The organism is Streptomyces katrae (genome assembly GCF_000717655.1).
Lineage (GTDB): Bacteria > Actinomycetota > Actinomycetes > Streptomycetales > Streptomycetaceae > Streptomyces > Streptomyces katrae_B.
In genome coordinates this window covers 25321-49894 of the sequence record NZ_JNZY01000029.1, presented here as the reverse complement: position 1 = coordinate 49894, position 24574 = coordinate 25321, and the positions used below count along the sequence as shown (strand labels likewise).

25 protein-coding genes, 1 pseudogene and 1 riboswitch are annotated in these 24574 nt (G+C 73.8%); of the genes and pseudogenes, 15 read left to right on the top strand and 11 right to left on the bottom strand.

Annotated features, from left to right (window positions below):
- The first annotated feature begins 31 nt into the window (after window positions 1-31).
- The 5 genes from IF09_RS0128940 to IF09_RS0128920 all read left to right on the top strand — a co-directional run bounded on the left by IF09_RS0128940 (window position 32) and on the right by IF09_RS0128920 (window position 3741).
- The gene (locus tag IF09_RS0128940) at window positions 32-667 is read left to right on the top strand and encodes a TetR/AcrR family transcriptional regulator (RefSeq protein WP_030300536.1); all 636 of its coding nucleotides are present in this window, start codon (window positions 32-34) and stop codon (window positions 665-667) included.
- 129 nt (window positions 668-796) lie between these two features.
- The gene (locus IF09_RS0128935; RefSeq protein WP_037636269.1) at window positions 797-1774 is read left to right on the top strand and encodes a DEDDh family exonuclease; all 978 of its coding nucleotides are present in this window, start codon (window positions 797-799) and stop codon (window positions 1772-1774) included.
- A 64-nt stretch (window positions 1775-1838) separates the two neighbouring features.
- On the top strand, window positions 1839-2072 hold the full coding sequence (locus IF09_RS0128930) for a hypothetical protein (RefSeq protein ID WP_078613516.1): 234 nt from the start codon (window positions 1839-1841) through the stop codon (window positions 2070-2072).
- A gap of 108 nt (window positions 2073-2180) precedes the next feature.
- Window positions 2181-2975, top strand: a complete 795-nt coding sequence (locus IF09_RS0128925; protein WP_037636277.1) for an SURF1 family protein — start codon at window positions 2181-2183, stop codon at window positions 2973-2975.
- 10 nt (window positions 2976-2985) lie between these two features.
- A complete protein-coding gene (locus IF09_RS0128920; protein ID WP_030300530.1) occupies window positions 2986-3741 on the top strand; it encodes an SDR family oxidoreductase in 756 nt (251 codons plus the stop codon).
- Between the two features lie 15 nt (window positions 3742-3756).
- Here IF09_RS0128920 and amaP read toward each other — a convergent pair whose 3' ends face one another.
- From amaP to IF09_RS0128895, 5 genes are read right to left on the bottom strand one after another with little or no spacing between them, the layout of a single operon-like run.
- Window positions 3757-4332, bottom strand: coding sequence for an alkaline shock response membrane anchor protein AmaP (gene amaP, locus IF09_RS0128915; protein WP_030300528.1), 576 nt, complete (start codon window positions 4330-4332; stop codon window positions 3757-3759).
- 4 nt (window positions 4333-4336) lie between these two features.
- Complete coding sequence (locus IF09_RS0128910; RefSeq protein ID WP_030300526.1) at window positions 4337-4963, bottom strand: DUF6286 domain-containing protein; 627 nt, start codon at window positions 4961-4963, stop codon at window positions 4337-4339.
- The gene (locus tag IF09_RS0128905) at window positions 4960-5397 is read right to left on the bottom strand and encodes an Asp23/Gls24 family envelope stress response protein (RefSeq protein ID WP_037636267.1); all 438 of its coding nucleotides are present in this window, start codon (window positions 5395-5397) and stop codon (window positions 4960-4962) included. The genes IF09_RS0128910 and IF09_RS0128905 overlap by 4 nt, the downstream gene beginning before the upstream one ends.
- Window positions 5398-5404: 7 nt before the next feature.
- Window positions 5405-5587, bottom strand: a complete 183-nt coding sequence (locus IF09_RS0128900) for a hypothetical protein (protein WP_030300522.1) — start codon at window positions 5585-5587, stop codon at window positions 5405-5407.
- Between the two features lie 10 nt (window positions 5588-5597).
- Entirely contained in the window at window positions 5598-6029 is a 432-nt protein-coding gene (locus tag IF09_RS0128895; RefSeq protein ID WP_030300520.1) for an Asp23/Gls24 family envelope stress response protein, read from the bottom strand.
- Window positions 6030-6250: 221 nt separating this feature from the next.
- Between IF09_RS0128895 and IF09_RS0128890 the strand changes: the two genes are divergently transcribed.
- Window positions 6251-7204 carry a zinc-binding dehydrogenase gene (locus IF09_RS0128890; RefSeq protein ID WP_030300518.1) on the top strand — a complete coding sequence of 318 codons (954 nt, stop codon included), beginning with the start codon at window positions 6251-6253 and terminating at the stop codon, window positions 7202-7204.
- A 75-nt stretch (window positions 7205-7279) separates the two neighbouring features.
- On the opposite strand, the gene IF09_RS0128885 is transcribed toward IF09_RS0128890, so the two are convergent.
- The 3 genes from IF09_RS0128885 to IF09_RS0128875 form a co-directional block, all read right to left on the bottom strand.
- Complete coding sequence (locus tag IF09_RS0128885) at window positions 7280-8059, bottom strand: enoyl-CoA hydratase/isomerase family protein (RefSeq protein WP_030300516.1); 780 nt, start codon at window positions 8057-8059, stop codon at window positions 7280-7282.
- Window positions 8060-8220: 161 nt separating this feature from the next.
- On the bottom strand, window positions 8221-8442 hold the full coding sequence (locus IF09_RS0128880; RefSeq protein WP_005319113.1) for a helix-turn-helix domain-containing protein: 222 nt from the start codon (window positions 8440-8442) through the stop codon (window positions 8221-8223).
- Window positions 8443-8794: 352 nt separating this feature from the next.
- Complete coding sequence (locus IF09_RS0128875; protein WP_030300513.1) at window positions 8795-10393, bottom strand: ABC-F family ATP-binding cassette domain-containing protein; 1599 nt, start codon at window positions 10391-10393, stop codon at window positions 8795-8797.
- Between the two features lie 271 nt (window positions 10394-10664).
- On the opposite strand from IF09_RS0128875, the gene IF09_RS0128870 reads away from it, so the two are divergent.
- Window positions 10665-11555, top strand: coding sequence for a neutral zinc metallopeptidase (locus IF09_RS0128870; protein WP_030300511.1), 891 nt, complete (start codon window positions 10665-10667; stop codon window positions 11553-11555).
- 60 nt (window positions 11556-11615) lie between these two features.
- Window positions 11616-12011 (top strand): VOC family protein, encoded by a 396-nt coding sequence (locus IF09_RS0128865; protein WP_030300509.1) that lies wholly within the window; start codon window positions 11616-11618, stop codon window positions 12009-12011.
- Between the two features lie 39 nt (window positions 12012-12050).
- On the opposite strand, the pseudogene IF09_RS40760 reads toward IF09_RS0128865, so the two are convergent.
- Window positions 12051-13490 (bottom strand): annotated as a pseudogene (locus IF09_RS40760) (hypothetical protein).
- Window positions 13491-13697: 207 nt separating this feature from the next.
- Window positions 13698-14828, bottom strand: coding sequence for an alpha/beta hydrolase family protein (locus IF09_RS0128855; protein ID WP_030300507.1), 1131 nt, complete (start codon window positions 14826-14828; stop codon window positions 13698-13700).
- Between the two features lie 355 nt (window positions 14829-15183).
- Between IF09_RS0128855 and IF09_RS0128850 the strand changes: the two genes are divergently transcribed.
- The 7 genes from IF09_RS0128850 (at window position 15184) to IF09_RS0128820 (ending at window position 23810) form a co-directional block, all read left to right on the top strand.
- A complete protein-coding gene (locus IF09_RS0128850; RefSeq protein ID WP_030300505.1) occupies window positions 15184-16464 on the top strand; it encodes an inorganic phosphate transporter in 1281 nt (426 codons plus the stop codon).
- Between the two features lie 28 nt (window positions 16465-16492).
- Complete coding sequence (locus tag IF09_RS0128845; RefSeq protein ID WP_030300504.1) at window positions 16493-16714, top strand: hypothetical protein; 222 nt, start codon at window positions 16493-16495, stop codon at window positions 16712-16714.
- Window positions 16715-16828: 114 nt separating this feature from the next.
- A riboswitch (cobalamin riboswitch) is annotated at window positions 16829-16979 on the top strand.
- Window positions 16980-17017: 38 nt separating this feature from the next.
- Window positions 17018-17977, top strand: a complete 960-nt coding sequence (locus IF09_RS0128840; RefSeq protein WP_030300502.1) for a cobalamin biosynthesis protein — start codon at window positions 17018-17020, stop codon at window positions 17975-17977.
- Entirely contained in the window at window positions 17974-19494 is a 1521-nt protein-coding gene (locus tag IF09_RS0128835; RefSeq protein ID WP_418953081.1) for a cobyric acid synthase, read from the top strand. Before IF09_RS0128840 ends, IF09_RS0128835 begins: the two co-directional genes overlap by 4 nt.
- A 154-nt stretch (window positions 19495-19648) precedes the next feature.
- Complete coding sequence (locus IF09_RS0128830; protein ID WP_030300496.1) at window positions 19649-21766, top strand: putative cobaltochelatase; 2118 nt, start codon at window positions 19649-19651, stop codon at window positions 21764-21766.
- Window positions 21766-22365, top strand: coding sequence for a cob(I)yrinic acid a,c-diamide adenosyltransferase (gene cobO / locus IF09_RS0128825; protein ID WP_030300494.1), 600 nt, complete (start codon window positions 21766-21768; stop codon window positions 22363-22365). The genes IF09_RS0128830 and cobO overlap by 1 nt, the downstream gene beginning before the upstream one ends.
- Window positions 22359-23810: a cobyrinate a,c-diamide synthase gene (locus tag IF09_RS0128820; RefSeq protein ID WP_078613515.1), complete on the top strand. Its 1452-nt coding sequence runs from the start codon at window positions 22359-22361 to the stop codon at window positions 23808-23810. The genes cobO and IF09_RS0128820 overlap by 7 nt, the downstream gene beginning before the upstream one ends.
- A gap of 2 nt (window positions 23811-23812) precedes the next feature.
- Here the strand turns inward: IF09_RS0128820 and IF09_RS0128815 are convergent, their stop codons facing one another.
- Window positions 23813-24538 (bottom strand): ZIP family metal transporter, encoded by a 726-nt coding sequence (locus tag IF09_RS0128815; RefSeq protein WP_030300490.1) that lies wholly within the window; start codon window positions 24536-24538, stop codon window positions 23813-23815.
- Window positions 24539-24574: the final 36 nt, after the last annotated feature.

Genomic DNA, 24574 nt, shown 5'->3' with positions numbered 1-24574 from the left:
ACTGACGATCCGACAGATTGGTGGGACGGCCATGGCCAGAACCACGCTCACCCGCGACGAGGTACTGGAGGCGGCCGCCAGCCTGGTCAAGCAGCACGGCCCGGGCGCCCTCACCATGCGCAAGCTCGCCGCCGAGCTGGGCACCGCGGTCACCTCCATCTACTGGCACGTCGGCAACCGCGAATCACTGCTCGACGCCCTCGTGGAGCGGACCGTCCAGGAGATGGGCGCGATCCGGCCGGCCGGCCGCACCCCCACCGAGCGGATCCTCTCCGTGGCCCGGACCCTGCGCCGCGAGCTGCGCGAGCGGCCGCACCTGATCGCGATGGTCCACGAACGCGGGCTCACCGAGCGGATGTTCCTGCCGGCCCAGCAGGCCCTGGTCCACGAGGTGCACGCGGCCGGACTGCGCGGCGCCCTGGCCGCCGACGCGGTGCGCGCGGTCCAGTTCCAGATCGTCGGCTACCTCCTCGTGGAGCGCAATCGCGAGCGCTCCCCCGCCCAGTCCCCCGCGGAGAGCGACCTCTGGGACCCTTCCGTGGCCCCCGACGACCCGGAGCTCGCCCGCGCCCTGGCCCGCCCGGCGGATCCGGAACGGCTGTTCCTGCTGTCCGTACGGGCCCTCGTCCGCTCCCTGCTGGCGCCCCCGAACCCGCCCCTGCGATAAAACGGTTTGCGGCCGCCCGGGCCCGACCACTCCGGGGACCTGAATTCCGCACCCGCGCCCGACGGGGCGAGCGCGGCGACCGCTGACAGGCCATCGGGCCCCGGGTGTCAGTCCGTGCCGATATCCTCTGTGACCATGCTCGACGACCGTACGACCGCAGAGACGACGTGGCCGACCGCGTACCCCGAGGGGTACGCGGTCGTCGACGTGGAGACGACCGGGCTCGCTCGCGACGACCGGATAATCTCCGCCGCCGTCTACCGGCTCGACGCGCAGGGCAATGTGGAGGACCACTGGTACACCCTGGTGAACCCCCTGCGGGATCCGGGGCCGGTCTGGATCCACGGGCTCACGAGCGACATGCTCCAGGACGCGCCGCTCTTCAAGGACATCGCCGAGGAGTTCGCGGGCCGGCTCGCGGACCGGGTGCTGGTCGCGCACAACGCCATCTTCGACTGGCAGATGATCGCCCGCGAGTACGCCCGGGCCGCCGAGACCGCGCCGGTCCGTCAGCGGCTGTGCACCATCGCCCTGTCGAAGGAACTGAACCTCCCGCTGCCCAACCACAAGCTGGAGTCGCTCGCCGCGCACTTCGGCGTGGTCCAGCAGCGCGCCCACCACGCGCTCGACGACGCCCGCGTGCTCGCGGAGGCGTTCCGTCCGTCGCTGCACGCCGCCGCGCGGGACGGTGTACGGCTGCCCCTGTTGGAATGCCGGCCGCTGACGGAGTGGTCGGACTCCCCCGTCACCCCGCGGATCGGGCAGCAGGCCTCGTACGGGAGCAGCAGCTGGCGGCCCTCGCGCAAGCGGCCGGCGTGCCCGCACCCGAACCCGGGGCGCTTCGAGGACGGCAAGCCGCTGAAGCAGGGCATGCGGGTCGCCTTCTCGGGTGACACCTCGGTGGACCGGGAGCTGCTGGAGGACCGGGCGATCGAGGCGGGCCTGCACGTCGCGACGAGTGTGTCGCGTCTCACGAGCCTGCTCGTGACGAACGACCCCGACTCGGCCACTTCCAAGACGGTCAAGGCGAAGTCCTTCGGTACGCCGGTGGTCGACGAGGCGGCCTTCACCCAACTGCTGCGGGACGTGGCTGCGGCAGACGGGTGAGCGTCGGGCGACTCGCCCGGCACCCGCTTCCGCGTTGCGCCCGTCGGGTCCCACCCTGTGGCCCATGGCACGTTGTGAGGTCTGCGGAAACGATTACGGCATGTCCTTCGAAGTGCACGCGCAGGGCAGCGTGCACGTCTTCGACTGCTTCTCCTGCGCCATCCACCGCATGGCGCCCATCTGCGAGCACTGCCGGGTGCAGATCATCGGGCAGGGCGTCGAGGTCGAGGGCCAGTGGTTCTGCGGGGCGCACTGCGCCCGCGCGGAAGGGAAGGTGGGCATCGTCGACCGCGTGTGACGCTCCTCCGGCTTCCCTGCCCGGTTCCCCTTCCCCCCCTTCCCCTTCCCGACCCCGGACGGCCACCCGGCCACCGGGGTCTTCCCGGCTGGGGGTACCGTCGTGGGCGTGTACCGCTTTGTGCTGACCCGGCAATGGGTGTGCCTCACCCTCGTCGCCCTCGCCCTCATCCCCGCGATGATCAAGCTGGGGTTCTGGCAGTACCACCGCCATGAGCACCGGGTCGCCCAGAACGAGCTGATCGCGTCGAACCTGTCCGCAAAGCCGGTGCCGATGACCGAGGTGACCTCCCCCGGGCACCGGGTCCCGCGGGCCGACTACTGGCGCGCCGTCACCGCCACCGGGACGTACGACACCGCGCACGAGGTCGTCGTACGGATGCGCACCGACAACGACGACAAGGTCGGCTTCCACGTCCTGACCCCCCTGGTGCTGGCCGACGGCCGGGTGGTACTGGTCAACCGCGGCTGGGTGGCGGGCGGCGACGACCCGCGTGCGTACCCGCCGGTGCCGGCAGCGCCCTCCGGCGAGGTGACGGTCACCGGGCGGCTGAAGGCCGACGAGACGAGCGGCGGCAGCGGCATCAAGGACCGCAAGGGCCTGCCGGACCGCCAGGTGATGCTGATCAACAGCGCGCAGCAGGCGGAGTACCTGGGCAAGCCCGTCCTCGGCGGCTACCTGGAGCTCACCGCTCCGGCCCCGGCGGGCGGCAGCCCGGAGACGGTCGCCGATCCCGACCACGACTCGATCGGCCCGCACATGGCGTACGCCGTGCAGTGGTGGCTGTTCGCCGCGGCGGTGCCGGTGGGCTGGCTGGTCCTCGTACGGCGCGAGAAGCGCGACCGGTCGGCGGCCGCCGCGGCCGGTGCCACCCCCGAGCGGGAGCCGGCGCCGACGGCGTAGCGTGTCGGGCATGGATCTTGGACTGAAGGACCGTGTCTACGTCGTCACCGGAGCCACCCGGGGCCTGGGCTTCGCCTCGGCCCGCGAACTGGCGGCGGACGGCGCGAAGGTGATCGTGACGGGCCGCGACGCTGCGCGCGCCGCCGAGGCGGCGGCCTCGCTGGGTCCGAACGCGGTGGGGGTCGCCGCGGACAATGCGGACCCGCAGGCGGCGGCCGCGCTCGTGGCCACCGCGAAGGAACGCTTCGGCCGCTTGGACGGCATCCTCATCAGCGTCGGCGGCCCCGCCCCCGGTTCGGCGGCGAGCAACACCGACGAGCAGTGGGCCTCGGCGTTCGAAGCGGTCTTCCTGGGTGCCGTCCGCCTGGCCCGCGCGGCGGCGGCCGAGCTGGGCGAGGGCGGGGTCATCGGCTTCGTCCTGTCGGGCTCGGTCCACGAGCCGATCCCGGGCCTGACCATCTCCAACGGCCTGCGGCCGGGGCTGGCGGGCTTCGCCAAGTCCCTGTCGGTCGAGCTCGGACCGCGCGGCATCCGCGTGGTCGGGCTGTTGCCGGCCCGGATCGACACCGACCGCGTCCGCGAGCTCGACGCGCTGTCGGGCGACGCCGAGGCGGCCCGTGCGGCCAACGAATCCGGCATTCCGCTGCGGCGCTACGGCACCCCGGAGGAGTTCGGCCGTTCGGCGGCGTTCCTGCTGTCGCCCGCGGCCTCGTACCTGACGGGCATCATGCTGCCGGTCGACGGCGGCTCCCGCCACGGCTTCTGACGTCCCTGCCCCGCACTAGGCAACGCGGCGGGCCCGGTGCGAGGTGATCCGGAAGCGGGCTTCCGCGGGGAGTTCCGGGAAGCCAGCCGACCGGCGGGCGTGGTTCAGCACCGGCCCGGCCAGCTCGGCCAGCGCATCGGCCGGGACGGCATGCGGCTCCAGCTCCAGCTCCACCTGGAGCACGGGCGCGCCGCGCCGGCCGCGTCTGCCCTGCCGCCCGCGCAGTGCGACGCTGCACCGGGCGACCCCGTCCAGCGCCCCCGCCTCGGCGGCCACCGCCTCCTCCAGCGCCCGCCCCCGCAGCACGGCGAACGCCCCGTCCCCCGTGTCCACCATCAGCGCGGGCAGCCGCGAGCGCCGCAGCTGGGCCAGCAGCCACCACAGCGCGAGCACCACGCACACCCCGAGCCCGGCGAGCACCGCCCACCACCACCAGCCCTCGGCATGCCAGTACCGCAGCCGGGTCGCCTCCGTGAGCAGCGGCTCGTGGCGGCCTCCGAGCGGCCGGAAAGCCGTCAGCAGCGCCACCCCGGCCGCCAGCAGCACGAGGCCGATGATCCCGAGCAGGATCCGGTTCACCCTCCCGAGCACCCGCTCACCTCTTCCCGACGGGGGCCCGGGTGACCCGTACCCGCGGCTGCGGCGGATGTGCGAGGCCCAGTTCCTCGATGCCGACCGCGAGCACCGCCTCCAGGTCGGCCCGTACGTCGTCCAGCTCGCGGAAGTGCGACGCGGCCCGGACCGTGACGTGGGACCGGCCCACCGCGACCCGCGCCGACTGCACCCCCGACACCTCCATGGCCCGGTCCCGCAGCACCAGCGCGGCCGCCTTCCGCGCGAGCCCGGCCCGTACCCCGGCGTCCGGGTCCGCCGTCCGCATCTGCAGGATCCCGCGGAGCCCGGGGGTCAGCGCGAGGAACAGGAGCACCGCCCCGGCCACGGCGAGGGCCCCGGCGCACACGAGCACCCACGGGTCCGCTGGGGTCTGCCGCTCCAGCTGGTGGGCGAGTTCGCGGCGCCACTCCATACCGGGACGGCCGGCCCGTACCGCGGCGAGGTCGTAGAGGAACAGGCCCGCCACCCCGAGCACGGCGAGTGCGGTCAGCGCGGCCGGGACCCGCCGGGCCGACCGGAACCGGCGGGCGCGGACCGGGGCACGGCCGGGGGCGGGGGCCGGGTCGGGCTCCGGGGCCGGGGCACGGCCGGGGGCGGGCGCCGTCACCGCAGCTTCCGGTCCCGTGCGGCGGAGCCGGGGGCGTGCGCGGGGTGCAGGTGCTCGATGTCGATGTCCACCTCGGGTACGGACATGCCGGCGCACTCCTCGATGCGGGAGACGACCCGGCGGCGTACGGCCGCGCACCGGTCGGCCAGGTCGCAGGGGTAGTCGAGTTCGAGGCTCACCCGTACGCGGGCGATGTCGTGGTGCACGGTGACGGTGGCGTGCGGAGCGGCCGGGCCGGCGCCGGCAGGGCCCGCGGACCCGAGGAGTCCGACGGCGCGCGCGCCACCCGAAGCCGCAGGCAGCCCGGCCGGCTGGGCGGCGAGCGCCTCCCGGGCGGCTTGGGCCGCGATCTTGGCGACGACCCGGTCGGCGATCCGGGTGGCCCCCCGGTCGGCCGTCGGCACCCGCTGCGGGGTCGTCCGTGGCGTGCTCATAGGGGCCTCACCTGTCGCGGTCGCGGGGGCGGAAGAAGTCGCCGGGTTCCAGGTCCCCTTCCAGGAACCGGCCCACGACGAAGCCGATGGCACCGAGCGCCGCCACCAGCAGGAAGGCCCCGAAACCGCCGAAGTATCCGGCGAAGGCCAGCGCAATGCCGGCGAAGAGGCCGACGACCGCCATCCTCATGCGGGCTCCCTCACTGGAGTCGGGACTCCGGCTCTTCGTCGGGCTCGTCGGGGAGCTTGACGTCGCTGACCGCGATGTTGACCTCGACGACTTCCAGGCTCGTCATCCGCTCGACCGCCGAGATGACGTTCTCCCGGACGGCCCGTGCCACGTCGCGGATCGACACGCCGTAGTCGACGACGATCTCCAGGTCGAGGGCCGTCTGCACCTCGCCGACCTCGGCCTTGACCCCGCGGGTGACGGACGACTTCGCGCCGCCGGGGACGCGGTCGCGGACGGCGCCGAAGGTACGGGAGAGGCCGCTGCCGCTGCCCATGGCATGGACTCCGACCACCTCGCGGGCGGCGAGTCCGGCGATCTTCTCGACCACCCCGTCGGAGATGGTGGTGCGGCCGCGGTCGGCCGGGTTGCGGGAGGCGCCCCCGGATGTGGATTCGGTCATCGCGTGTCCCTTCGCGCGGATGGACTCACTCCTCACCACGGTAAGCGGGCGGCCGCGCCGGCGCGCCGGGACTACGCCGGTCGGCCGGGACCGATTCCTGCCGCCGCTTGACCTCAACCGCGGTCGAGGTCCGAGAGTGGGGCGAGTGGTCAAGGCCGAAAGGCCGTGACGCGTTCCGAATGCCGAATGTCGAATGTGAAACGTCGAACGAGGGGGATGTCATGCGGGCGATACGGGTGGACGGGTACGGCGGTCCCGAGGTCCTGGTACCGGTCGAGCTGGCGGACCCGGTCCCGGGGGCGGGCGAGGTGGTGGTCCGGGCAGAGGCCGTGGACACGATCTACGTGGAGACCCAGATCCGCGGGGGCTGGGGCGCGTCCTTCGGCATCCACCCGCCGTACGTGCCGGGCGGCGCGGCCGCGGGGACGGTCGCCGCGGTGGGCGAGGGGGTGGACCCGGCCTGGCGGGGCCGCCGGGTGGTGGCCGCACCGGGTACGAAGGGCACGTACGCGGAACTGGTCCGGGTTCCGGTGGAACTGCTGGTCCCGGTCCCGGACGGGCTGGAATCGGCGGAGGCGGCGGCGCTGGCGCACGACGGGGTGACCGGTTCGGGCATCGTCGACGGCGTCGGGATCGAGCCGGGCGACCGGGTGCTGATCCTGGGCGCGGCCGGCGGGATGGGGACGCTGCTGGTGCAGATGGCGGTGGCGGCGGGGGCGTACGTCGTGGGGGCGGCGCGTGGTGAGCAGAAGCTGGCGCTGGTCCGGGAGCTGGGCGCGGACCGGGCGGTGGACTACACGGAACCGGGCTGGACCGAGGCGGTCGGCGGTCCGGTGGACGTCCTCCTCGACGGGGTCGGCGGTGAGCTGGGCCTGGCGGGCTTCGGGCTGGTCCGGGACGGCGGACGGGTCTCGGCGCACGGCGCCCCCGGCGGCGGATTCACGGAGCTGGACCCGGCCGAGGTGGAGCGGCGCGGGATCGCTCTGCGGGGGATCGCGGAGGTCCAGTTCCCGCCGGAGGTGATCACCCGCCTGGCGGGCCGTGCGCTGGCCGAGGCGGCGGCGGGGCGGCTCCGCCCGGTGATCGCGCGCAGGTTCCCCCTGGCGGAGGCTGCGGACGCGCACCGCGCGATCGAAGCCCGCACCGTTCCGGGCAAGGCCCTTCTGATCCCCTGACGCATCAGTCCCGCCGGCGTCCGAGGCGCGCGGGTCCGGGGGCAGGTCCCCCGGCCACCGCGCTGCACCCGTAGGTCAGTCCGAGAGGCCGGCCAGGTCGCGGAGGCGGCGGGCCTGGGCGGCGCGTTCCGCCGAGCGCTGGTCGTCGTACGGGCGGGACACCGCCTCGCGGAGCAGCGCCTTCGTCTCGATCACGGCATCCCGCGGCGGAGCCAGCAGCGCCGTCGTGAGGTCCTGCACCGCCGCGTCGAGCTCGTCGGCCGGGACGACCAGGTTGGCCAGCCCGACCCGCTCCGCCTCCTCGGCGTGCACGAAGCGGCCCGTCGCGCAGATCTCGAGCGCGCGGGCGTAGCCCACCAGGGAGGTCAGAGGCTGCGTGCCCGCCAGGTCCGGCACGAGACCCAGGCTGGTCTCGCGCATGGCGAACTGCACGTCGTCCGCGACCACCCGCAGGTCACACGCCAGCGCGAGCTGGAAGCCGGCGCCGATCGCATGCCCCTGTACGGCGGCGATGGAGACGATGTCATTGCGCCGCCACCAGGTGAAAGCCTCCTGGTACTCGGCAATGGTCGAGTCGAGCAGTTCGTCCGAACCGCGCGCCAGATCGAGGAAGGACGGCTCACCCTGGAAACCCTCGGGAGTGAACGCCTGCCGGTCGAGTCCGGCGGAGAAGGACTGGCCCTCACCGCGCAGCACCACGACCCGGACGGTGCCCGGCAACGACCTTCCGGCCTCCGTCAACGCCCGCCAGAGCGCGGGGGACTGAGCGTTTCGCTTGGCCGGATTGGTCAGTGTCACCGTGGCGACCGAGTCGTCCACGGTGAGCCGTACGCCGTCCTTGTCGAGCAGAGCCATCTGGTGCCTCCGGTGTGCAGTCGGCCGCAATCCCGGCCTAAGTGACTGCACAGTAACCACCCGGTCGGCCACACGGCCGACCGGGGGTCACCGAAGGAACCGCGGTGTGGGCAGGCAAGCGTCTTCCACCCCGGCCCCGGGCCTGACGGCCAGGTTCCGGGTCAGGCCGAAGCCGCCTTCTTGCCACGCGTCGCGCCACCGCGACCACGCAGCACGACTCCGGACTCGCTGAGCATCCGGTGGACGAATCCGTAGGACCGGCCGGTTTCCTCGGCCAGCGCCCGGATACTCGCACCGGAGTCGTACTTCTTCTTCAGGTCTGCCGCGAGCTTGTCGCGCGCGGCGCCGGTTACCCGGCTGCCCTTCTTCAGAGTCTCGGCCACCCGTGCCTCCTCATGGGAAGTGCGCTCTGGACTTCTCATGATCACCCCTCCCCGGCTTCCTGGCCACCCATTCAGCAAGGTCGGTACGACGGCATTTCTCGACCAGTGGACACATCAGCAGAACGGAATCTTCTCTTCCGCTGCATGACGTCCGTCACACTTCTCCGCCCTCCCCGGGAATCGCCAGGTCAGGGGCCGGACGGCGAAAAACGACGGCCCCGGCCGCATGCCCGTGCGGGCACGGCCGGGGCCGTCGTACAGAGCGCAGAGGTACGAGACCGTCTCACTCAGATGATGGATCACACCTGAGCCGAATGATCCATAAGGAACTGGATCACGGCTCCGGGAGGGATCAGGCGAGGGCGACGAGGTCCCGGTAGTCCGGGCCCCACAGGTCCTCGACGCCGTCCGGGAGCAGGATGATCCGCTCCGGCTCCAGCGCCTCGACCGCGCCCTCGTCGTGCGTGACGAGGATGACCGCGCCCTTGTACGTGCGCAGCGCGCCCAGGATCTCCTCACGGCTGGCCGGGTCGAGGTTGTTGGTGGGCTCGTCGAGCAGCAGCACGTTCGCCGAGGAGACGACCAGCGTGGCCAGGGCCAGTCGGGTCTTCTCGCCGCCGGAGAGGACACCGGCCGGCTTGTCCACGTCGTCGCCGGAGAAGAGGAACGAGCCGAGGGTCTTGCGTACGGCGACCAGGTCCAGGTCGGGCGCGGCGGAGCGCATGTTCTCCAGGACCGTGCGGTCGGGGTCGAGCGTCTCGTGCTCCTGGGCGTAGTAGCCGAGCTTGAGGCCGTGGCCCGGGGTGACCTCGCCGGTGTCCGGCTTCTCGGTGCCCGCGAGCAGCCGCAGCAGGGTGGTCTTGCCGGCGCCGTTGAGGCCGAGGATGACGACGCGGGAGCCCTTGTCGATGGCCAGGTCGACGTCGGTGAAGATCTCCAGGGAGCCGTACGACTTCGACAGGCCCTCGGCGGTCAGCGGGGTCTTACCGCAGGGCGCCGGGTCCGGGAAGCGCAGCTTGGCGACCTTGTCGGAGACGCGGACGGCCTCCAGGCCCGCGAGCAGCCGGTCGGCGCGCTTGGCCATGTTCTGCGCGGCGACGGTCTTGGTCGCCTTGGCGCGCATCTTGTCGGCCTGCGAGTTCAGGGCCGCGGCCTTCTTCTCGGCGTTCTGGCGCTCGCGCTTGCGGCGCTTCTCGTCGGCCTCGCGCTGCTGCTGGTAGAGCTTCCAGCCCATGTTGTAGACGTCGATCTGGGAGCGGTTGGCATCCAGGTAGAAGACCTTGTTGACGACGGTCTCGACCAGGTCGACGTCGTGGGAGATCACGACGAAGCCGCCGCGGTAGTTCTTCAGGTAGTCGCGCAGCCAGACGATGGAGTCGGCGTCGAGGTGGTTCGTCGGCTCGTCGAGGAGCAGGGTGTCGGCGTCCGAGAAGAGGATCCGGGCGAGCTCGACGCGGCGGCGCTGGCCACCGGAGAGGGTGTGCAGCGGCTGGCCGAGGACCCGGTCGGGGAGGCTGAGGGCGGCCGAGATGGTCGCGGCCTCGGACTCGGCGGCGTACCCGCCCTTGGTGAGGAACTCGGTCTCCTGGCGCTCGTACTGCCTGAGCGCCTTCTCGCGGGTGGCGCCGGCACCGGTGGCGATGCGCTCCTCGTTCATCCGCATCTTCTTGATCAGGACGTCGAGGCCGCGGGCGGACAGGATCCGGTCGCGGGCCAGGACGTCCAGGTCGCCGGTGCGCGGGTCCTGCGGGAGGTAGCCGACCTCACCCGAGCGGGTGATGGAGCCGGCGGCGGGCTGGCCCTCGCCGGCGAGGCACTTGGTGAGGGTGGTCTTGCCCGCTCCGTTGCGGCCGACCAGGCCGATGCGGTCGCCCTTGGCGATGCGGAACGAGGCGGACTCGATGAGGACGCGGGCGCCGGCGCGCAGCTCGACGCCGGTGGCGGTGATCACGGAAATACTCCAGGGCGGGTGGACGGCGGAAGGGGGGCAGGACGCGATGCTTCGACGCCGCTAATCCGCGAGGAGATTTGCCATGGGATGCATTCTACCGGGGGCGTGCAACTGGTTGTGGGGGCGTCCGGCCCTTGACGCACGCCCCGTCCGCCCCCTCGCCGGTCCCCCGTTCGGCCCCAGGATCGTCTGGGCGGGCCGGGGCACGTATCAGGATGGACCGGGTGATACGCGCCACTGGGCGGCCACGTGGAATCGAGGGCGGTGCGGGATGCAGTTCGACGACGACGCCGATCTGGACACTTCCGAGGTCGAGGACGAACGCGGCAGCCGCATCCCGGGCGGGCGGGCGACGATCGGCGGCGGTATCGCGGGTCTCATTGCACTGGTCCTCGGGCTGCTCTTCGGCGTGGGCCCGGACGAGCTGGGGCTCTCCTCGGGCAACCCGGAGCCGGCGGCGACCTCGTCGTCCGTCAGCCAGGTGGAGCAGTCGTGCAAGAAGGGGCGGGACGCGAACGCGCGGGAGGACTGCCGGCTGGTCGCGGTCGTCAACAGCACCCAGGACTTCTGGAGGGAGGAGTTCACCCGCCGCGGCGGCCGGTACACCCCGGCGTCGACGCGCTTCTTCACCGGCCGCGTGAACACCGCCTGCGGGGCCGCCACCTCGGCGGTCGGCCCCTTCTACTGCCCCGCCGACCGGCGGGTCTACCTGGACCTCGGCTTCTTCGACGACCTGAGGACGAAGTTCGGCGCGAGCGGCGGCCCGTTCGGCCAGGCCTATGTCGTCGCCCACGAGTACGGGCACCACATCCAGAACCTGACCGGCACCCTGCAGAAGGCCCGGGGCGGACAGCCGGGCGCGAACAGCGACGCGGTCAAGGTCGAGCTGCAGGCCGACTGCTACGCGGGGGTGTGGGCACACAACGCGACCAGGACGCCGGACGAGTCCACGGGCCGGCCGCTGATCACGACCCTCACCGACCAGGACATCAGGGACGGCCTGGACGCGGCGGCCGCGGTCGGCGACGACCGGATCCAGGAGAAGTTCCAGGGCCGGGTGACCCCGGAGTCCTGGACGCACGGTTCGGCCCGGCAGCGCCAGCAGTGGTTCTACCAGGGCTACCGCACGGGCGACATGGCCCGGTGCGACACCTTCCGCTGACTGTCGACGCCGCCTGCCATGCTGTGACGCAGGTCACCGTCACGAGAGGGAGTGGTCGTCATGGCAGGCGTTCCGTCCATCTGTCCCACGCTGCGTTATCGCGACGCGAAGGCGGCCATCAAGCTGCTGACCGGGGCCTTCGGCTTCAGCCAGGTCGCGGTGTACGAGGGCGAGGACGGATCCGTGATGCATGCGGAGCTGGCGTACGGCAACGGCCTGGTGATGCTGGGCAGCAAGGGCACCGGCAGCGTCTTCGACAAGGCCATGGAGGGCGGCGGGCCCGTGGGGGTCTACGTGGTGGTCGACGATGTGGACGCCCACCACCGGCGGGCCGCGGAGCACGGCGTGGAGGTCCTGATGGAGCCCACCGACCAGGACTACGGGTCCCGCGACTACATGGCCAGGGACGCCGAGGGCAACATCTGGAGCTTCGGGACGTACGCGCCGCAGGTCTGAGACCCGCGGCGCGTTCCTGCGCACGTACCCGTACGGGCGCTACGCGCCGCCGGTGTGGACCTGGAACGCGGCCCGGCGGACCGCCTTGGCCAGGGCCGGGTCCGGGTGGGCGGCGGCCAGCGCGACCAGGACCTGGACGGTGCGCGGATGGCCGACCGCTCGGACCTCGTCCAGCAGCCGCGGAACGGTGGTGCGGACGGCCGAGTCGAGGTGGCGGGCCAGCAGGTCGGCCTCGCCGTGGTCGGCGATGGCGGCCGCGGTGTCCACCCAGAGCCAGGTCGACTCCTCGGCGGTGAGCACGTCCTGGGCCTCGTCGGGATCCACCCCGTCGTGCTCCGCGAGCCAGAGCAGGGCGTACGGCCGCAGGGCGGCGTCGCGGACGGCGGCGCGCACCTCGGGTTCGGCCGGGGCGCCGACCACGCGCAGGGCCTCGAAGGCCAGGCCGCGCAGCAGGGCGTCCTCGCCGCGGGCGGCGTGCAGCAGCTCGCTGACGGCATGGCCGACGGGCCGGGCGGCGAGCCAGGCCTGGTACTCGGCGCGGGCCGGTCCCGGGGTGAGCCGGGCGCAGCCGTGCAGCATCGCGGCGGCGGACTGCTCGATGTTCCCGGCGGGGCTCTGCGCGGCGACGCAGATCTATTCGAGCTTGACCCAGACGGCCCAGCTGCCGAGCGGGGTGAGAGCGGCCTGGGCGGGACCGAGGGTGACGGCGTCGACGGCGGCGAGTCCGCCGAGCGCCCAGCGCAGCAGCCGGGCGAGCGGGACGGGCGCCGCATGGGCCGTGGCCTCCGCGACCGCGACGGGCGCGTCGGAGCCGGTCGCCCCGGGGCGGGTCGGGTCGGCGCCGGTCGGTTCGGCGTCGACTGCCGCGGCTCCGACGGTCGCTGCTGCCCCGTCAGAGGGCGAAGTCTCGCGCGCGGGGGCGTCGTAGGGGACCTCGCACCGCTCGTCGCGCAGTTCGGTGACGCGCTGGCCGAGCAGGTCCAGCAGATCCGGCACGGTCACGGGACCGGCGGACAGCTGGAGCAGGGACAGCAGTTGGGGCATCGCCTCGACCACCTCGGCGACGACCGCGGGCGCGATGTCGGCGGGGGCCGGGTGGACCAGTGACCAGGCGTCGAACAGCGCGACCCAGCCCCGCAGTACGGCGGTGTCGTCGCGGTCCCAGGCGCGCAGCCGCCAGCCGGGCCGGGCGTGGCCGCCGTGCACTTCCACGAGGCCGGCGAGCCGGGCGCGGTCCCAGCCGACCCGGATCTGCCCGTGCGTCAGGTTCAGTTCGGCGGCGGCCCGTTCCACGTCGGAGGCGGGCAGTGCTCCCGCCGGGGCGGGCCGGCCTCCGTCGCCGGCGCCGAGGTTGAGCTCGGCCCAGCGGGCGAGCCGCACGGCGTCGGCGAGCGAGGCCCGGGCCCGGTTCGCGAGTTCCGCCGTGGCCGGGGTGCCCGCCGGGGGCCGGGAGGCGGTACGGGCGCGTCGGTCGGTCACCGCCTTGCGGGCCGCGGCGACGGAACGCGGGGAGACGAGTCGGAGTCTGGAGTCGCGAGCCAACTGCTCATCAGGCTTTCGGGACGTCACGGAAGCAGTCTCGCCCGTCACCGGCCGAAAGCCCAAACGGAACCAGCCATTATCGCCGGTCGCCGCAGGGACATACGGGGAGAATGCACCCTCCCCGTCCCGTCCGGCACACGGCCTTCACATAAGAGGGGTGAGAAAGCGCCTCAGCGCCTCCTCGTATCCGGCCGGGTCCGCGTTCCACATCGCCCCGTGCGGGGCTTGGCGGACGGTCGTCAGGGTGACGAGGTCGGGGCGTGCGGCGGCAAGTCGGCGGGAGGGCTCCCAGGGGGCGAGCGTGTCGTCCGGGCCGTGGAAGACCAGGACGGGGATGCGCAGCGCCGCGGCGTCCGCCCCGGCTCCCCGGCGGTCGGCGCGCAGTCCGGCGCTCCCCTCGGCGGCCCGCACCGCGAGCGGCACCAGCGGGGCCGGGGTGCGGCGGGCGGCGACGAGCGCGCGCAGGGTGGTGTGCCAGTCGAGCACGGGCGAGTCCAGCACGAGGCCGGAGATCCGGTCGGCGAGGGCCGAGCGCTCCGCGGCGTACAGGGCCATGGCGGCGCCGGTGGACCAGCCGTGCAGGACGACCCGGCGGGCGCCGTAGCGCAGGGCGTAGCGGATGGCGGCGTCCACGTCGCGCCATTCCGACTCGCCGAGGTGGCCGAGACCGTCCGGTGAGGCGGGGGCGCCGAGGTCGCCGCGGTAGGCGAGGTCGAGGACGGGCAGCCGCTGGCGGTGCAGGAACGGCATGACCACCATCGGGTGCTCGCGGCCGGCGCCGAGCCCGTGCACGGTGATCACCCAGGTGTCGCGGGCGGCGGGCACGAACCAGGCGGGCAGTCCGCCGAGCTCGCCGGGGATGTCCACGTCGGCGTGCTCGAGCCCGAGGGCGGTACGGGGGTTGCCCGCGTGGACCTGGGGGGTGAGGGTGACCCGGGTCCCGGGCTCCAGGCTGCCGTGGGTGACGTCCAGGAGCCGGCGCACGACGGTGTCCGGGCCGGGCGCGGCACCTTCGAGGACGGGCCCGACCGCGGCGTGCACCCCGGGGGCCGTGAGCCCGTACGTACCGGGGCGCAGGGAGGCCAGCGAGCGGGTCAGCGTGATCCGCCCCGAGCCGGCGGAGTGGACGCTGAGCCGCGGCCCGCCGGGCAGGGGGCGGCCGGGCTCGTGCCGCAGGGCGGCGTCGGCGGCGTACCGGCCGGCCGCGACCGCGACGGCGCCGGCCCCGACGAGAGTGGTGGCGACGGCCGCGGCCGTCACTGTGGCGGAAGGCACGGCTCCAGTGTCGAGGCGGGAGGGCGAGCGGGCCACTGGAGCGGAATGCTCCGCTTGCGGCCGGGCGGGGGACGGGACGAGTGGCCCGGGCGGTCCGGCGGGCCTCCGGCGGGGAGTGATCTGCATCTCCCCCCGACCCCTCGCGGGGCGGACGGAAGAGGGTTCGGACACTTGTGAAACCGTCCGGTCACCCGGCGTTGACGTGCACGAATCGCCGTATCAGCGCCAAAATCGGGATGAAGGTGCCGATGGCACGACGGGCCGGTACACCGCTCCGCCGGACTCAGTTCACCTTCCGTTCATCCAGGTTGCCTACGGTCGCCGAGCCACTGACGTCAAACAGAAGCCTGGGTAAATGGAGCACATAACGCTTCTCCTCGGGATCGTGATCATCACCGCTCTCGTGTTCGACTTCACGAACGGTTTCCACGACACAGCCAACGCGATGGCGACCACCATCTCGACCGGCGCCCTCAAGCCCAAGACGGCGGTGGCCATGTCCGCCGTGCTCAACCTCGTCGGCGCGTTCATGTCCGTGGAGGTCGCCAAGACGATCTCCAAGGGCCTGGTCAACGAAGAGGGCATCCAGCCAGAAGTGATCTTCGCGGCCCTGGTCGGCGCGATCCTCTGGAACCTCGTCACCTGGCTGGTCGGACTGCCCTCCAGCTCCTCCCACGCCCTGATGGGCGGCCTGGTCGGCGCGGCCGTCGCCTCCGCCGGCCTCGGCGCCGTCAACGGCGGCACGCTCGTCACCAAGGTGCTGCTCCCCGCGGTCGCCGCGCCGATCGTGGCCGGTGCGGCCGCGATGCTGGCCGCCAAGGTCACGTACAAGCTGGGCGGGAACGTCGGCAAGAAGACCTCCGCCAAGGGCTACAAGGCCGGTCAGATCGCCTCGGCCGGACTCGTCTCCCTCGCGCACGGCACCAACGACGCGCAGAAGACGATGGGCATCATCACCCTGGCCCTGGTCGCCGGCGGCGCGCTCGCGCCCGGCTCCAACCCGCCGGTCTGGGTCATCGTCTCCGCCGGCATGGCGATCGCGATGGGCACCTACCTGGGCGGCTGGCGCATCATCCGCACCATGGGCAGCGGCCTGACCGACCTGCAGCCGCAGCAGGGCTTCGCCGCCCAGACATCGGCCGCCAGCGTCATCCTGGCCTCCTCCAGCCTCGGCTTCTCCCTCTCCACCACCCACGCGTGCTCCGGCGCCGTCATGGGTGCGGGTCTGGGCCGCAAGGGCGGTGTGGTCCGCTGGTCCACCGCCACCCGCATGTTCATCGCCTGGGGCCTGACCCTGCCGGCCGCGGCCGTCGTCGCCTCCGGCGCCGAGCTGGTCATGCGCACGGGTGACGTCGGCGTCGCCGCCGTCGCGCTCTTCCTGGTCGCCTCGTGCGTCGCCATCTGGCTCGTCTCCCGCCGCCAGGTCGTCGACCACAGCAACGTCAACGACGTGCAGCCGGCCACGGCCGAGGAGCCGGGTGTCGTCACCACGGCCATGGCCGCCGTCACGGTCCCGCCGACCATGGCCGCCGAGGCCGCCGCCGGTACGACCGCCGCGGTCACGGACGACGCCCTGAAGGCCACCATCCCGGCGGCCGCCCCGATCACGCCGGCGGCTCCCGCCGCCGCGGTCTGACCCCGAGAACGACAGAGGAATCCGCAGTATGAAGATCGACTGGGCAGCACTCGGCTCCGTCTTCGGGGTCAGCCTCTCCGCCACCGTCGCGCTCGTGGCCCTGTTCACCCTGGGCCTGGTGGGTCTCTCCAAGCACGAGACCGCCACCGAGCAGGGCGGCACCGCCACCCTGGCCCGCAGCGGCGCGTACGCCTGCTTCGCGCTCGTCGCGTCGGCTGTGGCGTACGGGATCTACCTGATCGTCAGCTGACCGATTCGGACACGGCGCACGAAAGCTCCCTCCGGGTTTCCCGGGGGGAGCTTTCCCGTACCTGCGGCCCGTGGTGGTGACCTGCCCCGCCGCAGGTCAACGGCGAGTTGACGGGCCTTCGCGGTGCGTGGTGGACTGCCCGAGCCAATACGGCGGCATGGAGAGGAAGTCCGGTGCGAATCCGGCGCGGTCCCGCCACTGTCACCGGGGAGCACGCGCACGTGCGTCCCGGGAGCCAGGAACTCCCACCGCCGGACACGTCGAACCAGGGCGCGGACCCTGAGTGAGGACATACCTGCCACCATGCGTGCCGATCGCGTCTTCGCGTACGGCGCCACGGCGGGCCTGATCGGCGACCGGATCCTCGGTGATCCGCGCCGAGGGCACCCCGTGGCCGCCTTCGGACGAGCAGCCGCCGCCGTCGAGGGCGCCCTGTGGCGCGACGACCGCGCCCGGGGCCTCCTCCACACCCTCCTGTGCGCCGGGGGCGCGGCCGCCGTCGGTGCGCTGGGCGCCCGCGCCGTGCGCTCCCGGCCCGCGGCCGCCCGTATCGCCCTGACCGCAGCGGCCACCTGGGCCGTCGTCGGCGGAACCTCGCTGGGCCGCGAGGCCCGCGCCATCGGCGGCGCGCTCGCCGCCGGGGACGCCGAGGTGGCCCGGGAGCGGCTGCCGCACCTGTGCGGGCGCGACCCGCAGGCCCTGGACGAGCAGCAGATGGCCCGCGCCGTCGTGGAGTCGGTCGCCGAGAACACCTCCGACGCGGTGGTCGGGGCCCTCGTGTGGGGCGCCGCCGCCGGTGTCCCCGGGCTGCTGGCCTTCCGCGCCGTGAACACCCTGGACGCGATGGTGGGCCACAAGTCCCCGCGCTACCTGCGCTACGGCTGGGCCTCGGCCCGGCTCGACGACCTCGCGGGCTGGCCCGGCGCCCGGCTGACCGCCCTGGCCGCCGTACTCGCCGGACCCGACCGGCGGGGAGCCGTACGGGCCTGGAGGGCGGACGCGGCCGAGCACCCGAGCCCGAACGCCGGGCCCGTGGAGGCCTCGTTCGCCGGGGCGCTCGGCGTACGTCTGGGGGGCACCCTGGCGTACGGGGGGCGGGTCGAGCACCGGGCCGTACTGAACGGCGAGGCGGGGCGGCCGGTGCAGGTCGCGGACATCGAACGGGCGGTGCGGCTGTCACGGCAGGTGACGTGGCTGGCGCTGGGGGCGTGTGTGGCACTGCGCTGTGCGGTGTCACGTGTGGCGGGGAGGGGACGCGCGTGAGTGGCGGCAAGCTGGGCGGGGGACTCCTCGTCGCCGGTACGACATCGGACGCGGGCAAGAGCGTGGTCACGGCGGGCATCTGCCGCTGGCTGGCCCGGCAGGGCGTGAAGGTGGCGCCGTTCAAGGCGCAGAACATGTCGCTGAACTCGTTCGTCACGCGCGAGGGCGCCGAGATCGGGCGGGCGCAGGCGATGCAGGCGCAGGCGGCGTGCGTGGAGCCGACGGCGCTGATGAACCCGGTGCTGCTCAAGCCCGGCAGCGACCGAAGCAGCCAGGTGGTGCTGCTGGGCAAGCCGGTGGGCGAGATGAGTGCGCGCGGCTACCACGGGGGGCGCCAGGAACAGCTTCTCGGTGTGGTCACGGACTGCCTGGAGCAGCTGCGGGGCACGTATGACGCCGTGATCTGCGAGGGGGCGGGCAGTCCGGCCGAGATCAACCTGCGCCGGACCGACATCGTGAACATGGGCATCGCGCGGGCCGCGCGGTTCCCGGTGGTCGTGGTCGGGGACATCGACCGGGGCGGGGTCTTCGCCTCGTTCTTCGGGACGACGGCGCTGCTGTCGCCGCAGGACCAGGAGCTGATCGCGGGCTACATGGTGAACAAGTTCCGCGGCGACGTGTCGCTGCTGGAGCCGGGCATGGAGATGCTGCGTTCCCTCACCGGCCGGGCGACGTACGGCGTGCTGCCGTTCCGGCACGGGCTGGGCATCGACGAGGAGGACGGGCTCCGGGTCTCGCTGCGGGGCGCCGTGCGCGAGTCGGTCGTGGCGCCGCCGGTCGGCGAGGACGTCCTGCGGGTCGCGGTGTGCGCGGTGCCGCTGATGTCGAACTTCACCGATGTCGACGCGCTCGCGGCGGAGCCGGGGGTCGTGGTGCGCTTCGTGGACCGGGCCGAGGAGCTGGTCGACGCGGACCTGGTGGTGGTCCCGGGCACCCGGGGCACGGTGAAGGCGCTGGAGTGGCTGCGCGGGCGCGGCCTCGCGGACGCGCTGGCGCGGCGGGCCGCGGAGGGCCGCCCGGTGCTGGGCATCTGCGGCGGCTTCCAGGTGCTGGGCGAGCACATCGAGGACGAGGTCGAGTCCAGGGCGGGCTCGGTGGACGGGCTCGGTCTGCTGCCGGTGCGGATCCGCTTCGAGCGGGAGAAGACCTTGGAGCGGCCTTCGGGGACCGCGCTCGGCGAGGAGGTCGCCGGGTACGAGATCCACCACGGGGTGGCCGAGGTCCTGGGCGGGGAGCCGTTCCTGGACGGCTGCCGGGTCGGGTCGGTGTGGGGCACCCACTGGCACGGCTCGCTGGAGTCGGACGGCTTCCGCCGGGCGTTCCTTCGCGAGGTGGCCGCGGCGTCGGGCCGCCGCTTCGTCCCGTCCCCGGACACGTCGTTCTCCTCCCTCCGGGAGGAACAACTGGACCTGCTGGGCGATCTGATTGCCGAGCACGCGGACACGGATGCCCTGCTCCGCCTGATCGAGACGGGTGCCCCGGCAGGCCTCCCGTTCCTCCCCCCGGGGGCCCCGTGAAGGCGCCGGTCCTGCGGGCGGCCTCCCCCTCCGGCGCGGGGCGGGGAGAGCTCCGCGCAGCGGCAGCCCCCGGCAGACCCGCACGCCGCCGCCCCCGCCCCGCGGCCACCGGCCCGCGCACGCGTACTCGTACCCGCACAAGGAGAGGCACCGCATGAGCACGCCCTACCCGTTCACCGCAGTCGTCGGCCAGACCGACCTGCGGCTGGCGCTCCTGCTCAACGCCGTGAGCCCAGCGGTCGGCGGCGTGCTGGTCCGCGGCGAGAAGGGGACCGCCAAGTCCACCGCCGTCCGCGCGCTGTCCGCGCTGCTGCCGCAGGTGGACGTCATTCCCGGCTGCCGGTTCTCCTGCGCTCCCGCCGCCCCCGACCCGGCCTGCCCGGACGGCCCGCACGAGCCCGGCCCGGGCCAGGCCCGGCCCGCTCGCATGGTGGAGCTGCCCGTCGGCGCCTCCGAGGACCGCCTCGTCGGTGCCCTCGACATCGAGCGCGCCCTCGCGGAGGGCGTGAAGGCCTTCGAGCCCGGCCTGCTGGCCGACGCGCACCGCGGGATCCTGTACGTCGACGAGGTCAACCTCCTCCACGACCACCTGATCGACCTGCTCCTCGACGCGGCCGCGATGGGCGCTTCCTACGTCGAGCGCGAGGGCGTTTCCGTACGCCACGCCGCCCGCTTCCTCCTCGTCGGCACGATGAACCCGGAGGAGGGCGAGCTCCGCCCGCAGCTCCTCGACCGGTTCGGGCTCACCGTCCAGGTGGCGGCCTCCCGCGAGCCCGCCCAGCGCGTCGAGGTGGTGCGCCGCCGGCTGGCGTACGAGGACGACCCCGCCGGGTTCGCGACCCGCTGGGCCGGGGACGAGCAGGACGTCCGCGCCCGCGTCGTGGCCGCCCGGGCCCTGCTCCCGGAGGTCCGCCTCGGCGATGCCTCGCTGCTGCAGATCGCGGCGACCTGCGCCGGCTTCGAGGTCGACGGCATGCGCGCCGACATCGTGATGGCCCGTACGGCGACCGCGCTGGCCGCCTGGGCCGGGCGGACCGACGTACGCAAGGAGGACGTACGCCAGGCCGCGCTGCTGGCGCTCCCCCACCGGCGGCGCCGCAACCCCTTCGACGCGCCCGGCCTCGACGAGGACAAGCTCGACGAGATCCTGGACCGCTTCCCCGACGAGGAGCCGGAGCCCGAGCCCGACCCGGCGCCCGAGGGTCCGGACGACGACGGTCCCGAGGACGGCGGCCCCGACGGCGGAGGCGGCGGGGTCCCCCCGCAGAGCGGCCCCGACGCGCCCGAACCCGAGGCCCCCCAGGCCTCCGAGGCGCAGGACGGCACGGCCCCCGCCGCCCCGGACGCCCCGGAGTCCCCCGAGCCCCAGCCCGCCTCCCAGGACGGCGCCGCGCCGGAGCAAGCCGCCGTACGGGCCGCCGAGCCGTTCCGGACCAAGATGCTGAGCGTGCCGGGCCTCGGCGAGGGCGCGTCCGGGCGGCGTTCCCGCGCCCGTACCGCGCACGGCCGGACCACCGGCGCCCAGCGCCCCCGCGGCCACCTGACGAAGCTGCACCTCGCGGCGACGGTCCAGGCCGCCGCCCCGCACCAGAAGGCGCGCGGGCGCAGCGGGCGCGGGCTGGTCGTGCGCAAGGACGATCTGCGCCAGGCCACCCGGGAGGGCCGCGAGGGCAACCTCGTCCTCTTCCTCGTCGACGCCTCCGGCTCGATGGCCGCCCGGCAGCGCATGAGCGCGGTCAAGGGCGCGGTGCTCTCGCTGCTGCTGGACGCCTACCAGCGGCGGGACAAGGTCGGTCTGATCACCTTCCGCGGCGCCGCCGCCGAGCTGGCGCTGCCGCCCACCTCCTCGGTGGACGCGGCCGCGGCCCGGCTCGAGCAGCTGCCGACGGGCGGGCGCACCCCGCTCGCCGCGGGCCTGCTCAAGGCCCACGAGGTGCTGCGCATCGAGCGGTTGCGGGACCCGAGCCGCCGTCCGCTGCTCGTGGTCGTCACCGACGGGCGGGCCACCTCGGCCGGTTCCGTCGGCGGTGACCCGCGCGAACTCTCGGGCCGCAGCGCCCGGCTGCTCCAGGCCGAGGGCGTCGCGTCGGTGGTCGTGGACTGCGAGTCGGGGCCGGTCCGGCTGGGGCTGGCCGGCGTACTGGCCGCCGACCTCGGCGGGCCCGCCGTCACGCTCGACGGGCTGCGGGCCGACTCGCTGGCCGGGCTCGTGAAGAACGTACGTACCGCAGTGACTTCCCCGTCTCACCACACCACCAGGAGGGCCGCGTAATGCCGCAGGGACAGCCGACCGTCGTTCCGGACGACGGACTCACGACGCGCCAGCGCCGCAACCGCCCGCTCGTCTTCGTCCACACCGGCCCGGGCAAGGGCAAGTCGACGGCGGCCTTCGGGCTGGCGCTGCGCGCGTGGAACCAGGGCTGGTCGATCGGGGTGTTCCAGTTCGTCAAGTCGGCGAAGTGGAAGGTCGGCGAGGAGAACGCGCTCAAGGTGCTCGGCGCCTCCGGCGAGGGCGGCCCGGTCGTCTGGCACAAGATGGGCGAGGGCTGGTCCTGGGTCCAGCGGGACGCGCAGCTCGACAACGAGCAGGCGGCCAAGGAGGGCTGGGAGCAGGTCAAGCGCGACCTGGCCGCCGAGACGCACAGGCTGTACGTGCTGGACGAGTTCGCGTACCCGATGCACTGGGGCTGGATCGACGTCGACGAGGTCATCGAGGTGCTGCGCAACCGGCCCGGTACCCAGCACGTGGTGATCACGGGGCGCAACGCACCGGAGAAGCTGCTGGAGTTCGCGGACCTGGTCACGGAGATGACCAAGGTCAAGCACCCGATGGACGCCGGCCAGAAGGGCCAGAAGGGCATCGAGTGGTGACAACTCTGCACGTTCCGCGCCTGGTCATCGCCGCGCCGTCGTCCGGCAGCGGCAAGACCACGGTCGCGACGGGTCTGATGGCGGCGTTCTCCGAGCGCGGCCTCGCCGTGTCCCCGCACAAGGCCGGGCCCGACTACATAGACCCCGGCTACCACGCGCTGGCCACGGGCCGGCCGGGGCGCAACCTGGACGCTTTCATGTGCGGGCCGGAGCTGGTCGCTCCGCTGTTCGCGCACGGGGCCGCAGGATGCGATCTCGCCCTCGTCGAGGGCGTGATGGGGCTGTACGACGGGGCCGCGGGGCGGGGTGAGCTGGCGTCGACGGCGCAGGTCGCGAAGCTGCTGCGGGCGCCGGTGGTGCTGGTGGTCGACGCGTCGTCGCAGTCGCGGTCGGTGGCGGCGCTGGTGCACGGCTTCGCGTCGTTCGACCCCCAGGTGCGCCTGGGCGGCGTGATCCTCAACAAGGTCGGGTCCGACCGGCACGAGGTGATGCTGCGGGAGGCGCTGGAGGAGGCCGGAATGCCGGTGCTCGGCGTGCTGCGGCGGGCGCCGCAGGTGGCTGCGCCCTCGCGGCACCTGGGCCTGGTCCCGGTCGCCGAGCGGCGGTCGGACGCGCTGTCCTCGGTGGCGGCGCTGGCCGACCAGGTCCGGGCCGGCTGCGACCTCGAGGCCCTGATGGCCCTGGCCCGCACGGCCCCGCCGCTGGCCTGCGAAGCCTGGTCGCCCGCCGCCGTGCTGGAGGGTGTCCGGGGCACTGCCCCGAGCCCCGCCGGGGACGAATCGGCCCCGCCGGCGTCTGGGGCACGGGGGTTCTGGGGCAGTGCCCCCGACGGCGGCGCCGCACCCGTCATCGCCGTTGCGGGCGGGCCGGCGTTCACGTTCTCCTACGCCGAGCACGCGGAACTGCTCACCGCCGCCGGGGCGGACGTCGCCACCTTCGACCCGCTCCGGGACGAGGCCCTGCCCGAGGGGACCACCGGCCTGGTGATCGGCGGCGGGTTCCCCGAGGTGTACGCACCCGAGCTCGCCGCCAACGAGCCGCTGCGCAAGGCCGTCGCGGCCTTCGCCGCGGACGGCGGGCCCGTGGCCGCCGAGTGCGCCGGGCTGCTGTACCTCGCCCGCTCCCTCGACGGCAGGCCCATGTGCGGGGTCCTGGACGCCGACGCGCGGATGTCGGAGCGGCTGACCCTCGGCTACCGCGAGGCCGTCGCGGTGTCGGACAGCGCGCTGGCCGCCGCCGGAACCCGGCTGCGCGGCCACGAGTTCCACCGCACGGTGATCGAACCCGGCGCCGGCGCCGCCCCCGCCTGGGGGTTCACGCACCCCGAACGCCGGGTCGAGGGCTTCGTACAGCAGGGCGTGCACGCCAGCTACCTGCACACGCACTGGGCCTCGGAGCCCTCCGTGGCCCTCCGGTTCACGGAAGCCGCGGCGCGGGCCAGGTGAGTTCAGTCCGCGAGGCCCACCACCAGCCAGATCCCGGCCACCCCGCCCACCGTGCACATCAGCGTGGACAGGGCGGGGTGCTTGTGGTGCGCCTCCGGCAGGATCTCGGCCGCCGCCAGGTACAGCAGGGCTCCGCCGAAGAAGCCGAGGTACGCCCCGAGCGGTTCCTCCGGAAGGGTGAACAGCAAAGTGGACGCCGCGCCCAGCACCGGGGCCACCGCGTCCGCGAACAGCATCATCACGGCCTTGCGGCGGGCGTTCCCGTACAGCCGGGTGAGCGTGTACGTGTTGAACCCGTCCGCGAAGTCGTGCGTGACGACGGCCAGCGACACGGCCACGCCCATCCCGCCGCCGACCTGGAAGGCCGCGCCCAGGGCCACCCCGTCGGCGAAGCTGTGGCCGACCATCGCCGCGGCCGCCGTCAGCCCGACCTCGGGGACCCGGCCCCCGTTCTCGGCTCCGTGCGCGGCCTGCCGTACCGCCAGCAGGCGTTCCACGACGTGGGCGGTCAGGAACCCCGTCACGAAGAGCAGCAGCGCGAGCGGGACGCCGAACACCTCGCGGCCCGCCGCGCGCAGCGACTCCGGCAGCAGGTCGAGGCCCACGACGCCGAGCATCAGCCCGCCGGCCAGGCCCAGCACGAGGTGGCGGCGGTCGGTGACGCGCTGCGCCGTCCATCCGCCCGCCAGGGTCATCAGGAACGCGCCCAACGCCACGATCACGGCCATGTGCCCCTGAATACCGACTCCTCGCCCCACGCGCAC

Bases quoted from the DNA above. Each gene is read 5' to 3' on its own strand.
- IF09_RS0128940 (WP_030300536.1), top strand. From the start codon at position 32: ATGGCCAGAACCACGCTCACCCGCGACGAGGTACTGGAGGCGGCCGCC.
- IF09_RS0128930 (WP_078613516.1), top strand. From the start codon at position 1,839: ATGGCACGTTGTGAGGTCTGCGGAAACGATTACGGCATGTCCTTCGAA.
- IF09_RS0128920 (WP_030300530.1), top strand. From the start codon at position 2,986: ATGGATCTTGGACTGAAGGACCGTGTCTACGTCGTCACCGGAGCCACC.
- IF09_RS0128905 (WP_037636267.1), bottom strand. From the start codon at position 5,397: ATGAGCACGCCACGGACGACCCCGCAGCGGGTGCCGACGGCCGACCGG.
- IF09_RS0128900 (WP_030300522.1), bottom strand. From the start codon at position 5,587: ATGAGGATGGCGGTCGTCGGCCTCTTCGCCGGCATTGCGCTGGCCTTC.
- IF09_RS0128895 (WP_030300520.1), bottom strand. From the start codon at position 6,029: ATGACCGAATCCACATCCGGGGGCGCCTCCCGCAACCCGGCCGACCGC.
- IF09_RS0128890 (WP_030300518.1), top strand. From the start codon at position 6,251: ATGCGGGCGATACGGGTGGACGGGTACGGCGGTCCCGAGGTCCTGGTA.
- IF09_RS0128885 (WP_030300516.1), bottom strand. From the start codon at position 8,059: ATGGCTCTGCTCGACAAGGACGGCGTACGGCTCACCGTGGACGACTCG.
- IF09_RS0128870 (WP_030300511.1), top strand. From the start codon at position 10,665: ATGCAGTTCGACGACGACGCCGATCTGGACACTTCCGAGGTCGAGGAC.
- IF09_RS0128865 (WP_030300509.1), top strand. From the start codon at position 11,616: ATGGCAGGCGTTCCGTCCATCTGTCCCACGCTGCGTTATCGCGACGCG.
- IF09_RS0128850 (WP_030300505.1), top strand. From the start codon at position 15,184: ATGGAGCACATAACGCTTCTCCTCGGGATCGTGATCATCACCGCTCTC.
- IF09_RS0128845 (WP_030300504.1), top strand. From the start codon at position 16,493: ATGAAGATCGACTGGGCAGCACTCGGCTCCGTCTTCGGGGTCAGCCTC.
- IF09_RS0128840 (WP_030300502.1), top strand. From the start codon at position 17,018: ATGCGTGCCGATCGCGTCTTCGCGTACGGCGCCACGGCGGGCCTGATC.
- IF09_RS0128830 (WP_030300496.1), top strand. From the start codon at position 19,649: ATGAGCACGCCCTACCCGTTCACCGCAGTCGTCGGCCAGACCGACCTG.
- cobO (WP_030300494.1), top strand. From the start codon at position 21,766: ATGCCGCAGGGACAGCCGACCGTCGTTCCGGACGACGGACTCACGACG.
- IF09_RS0128815 (WP_030300490.1), bottom strand. From the start codon at position 24,538: ATGGCCGTGATCGTGGCGTTGGGCGCGTTCCTGATGACCCTGGCGGGC.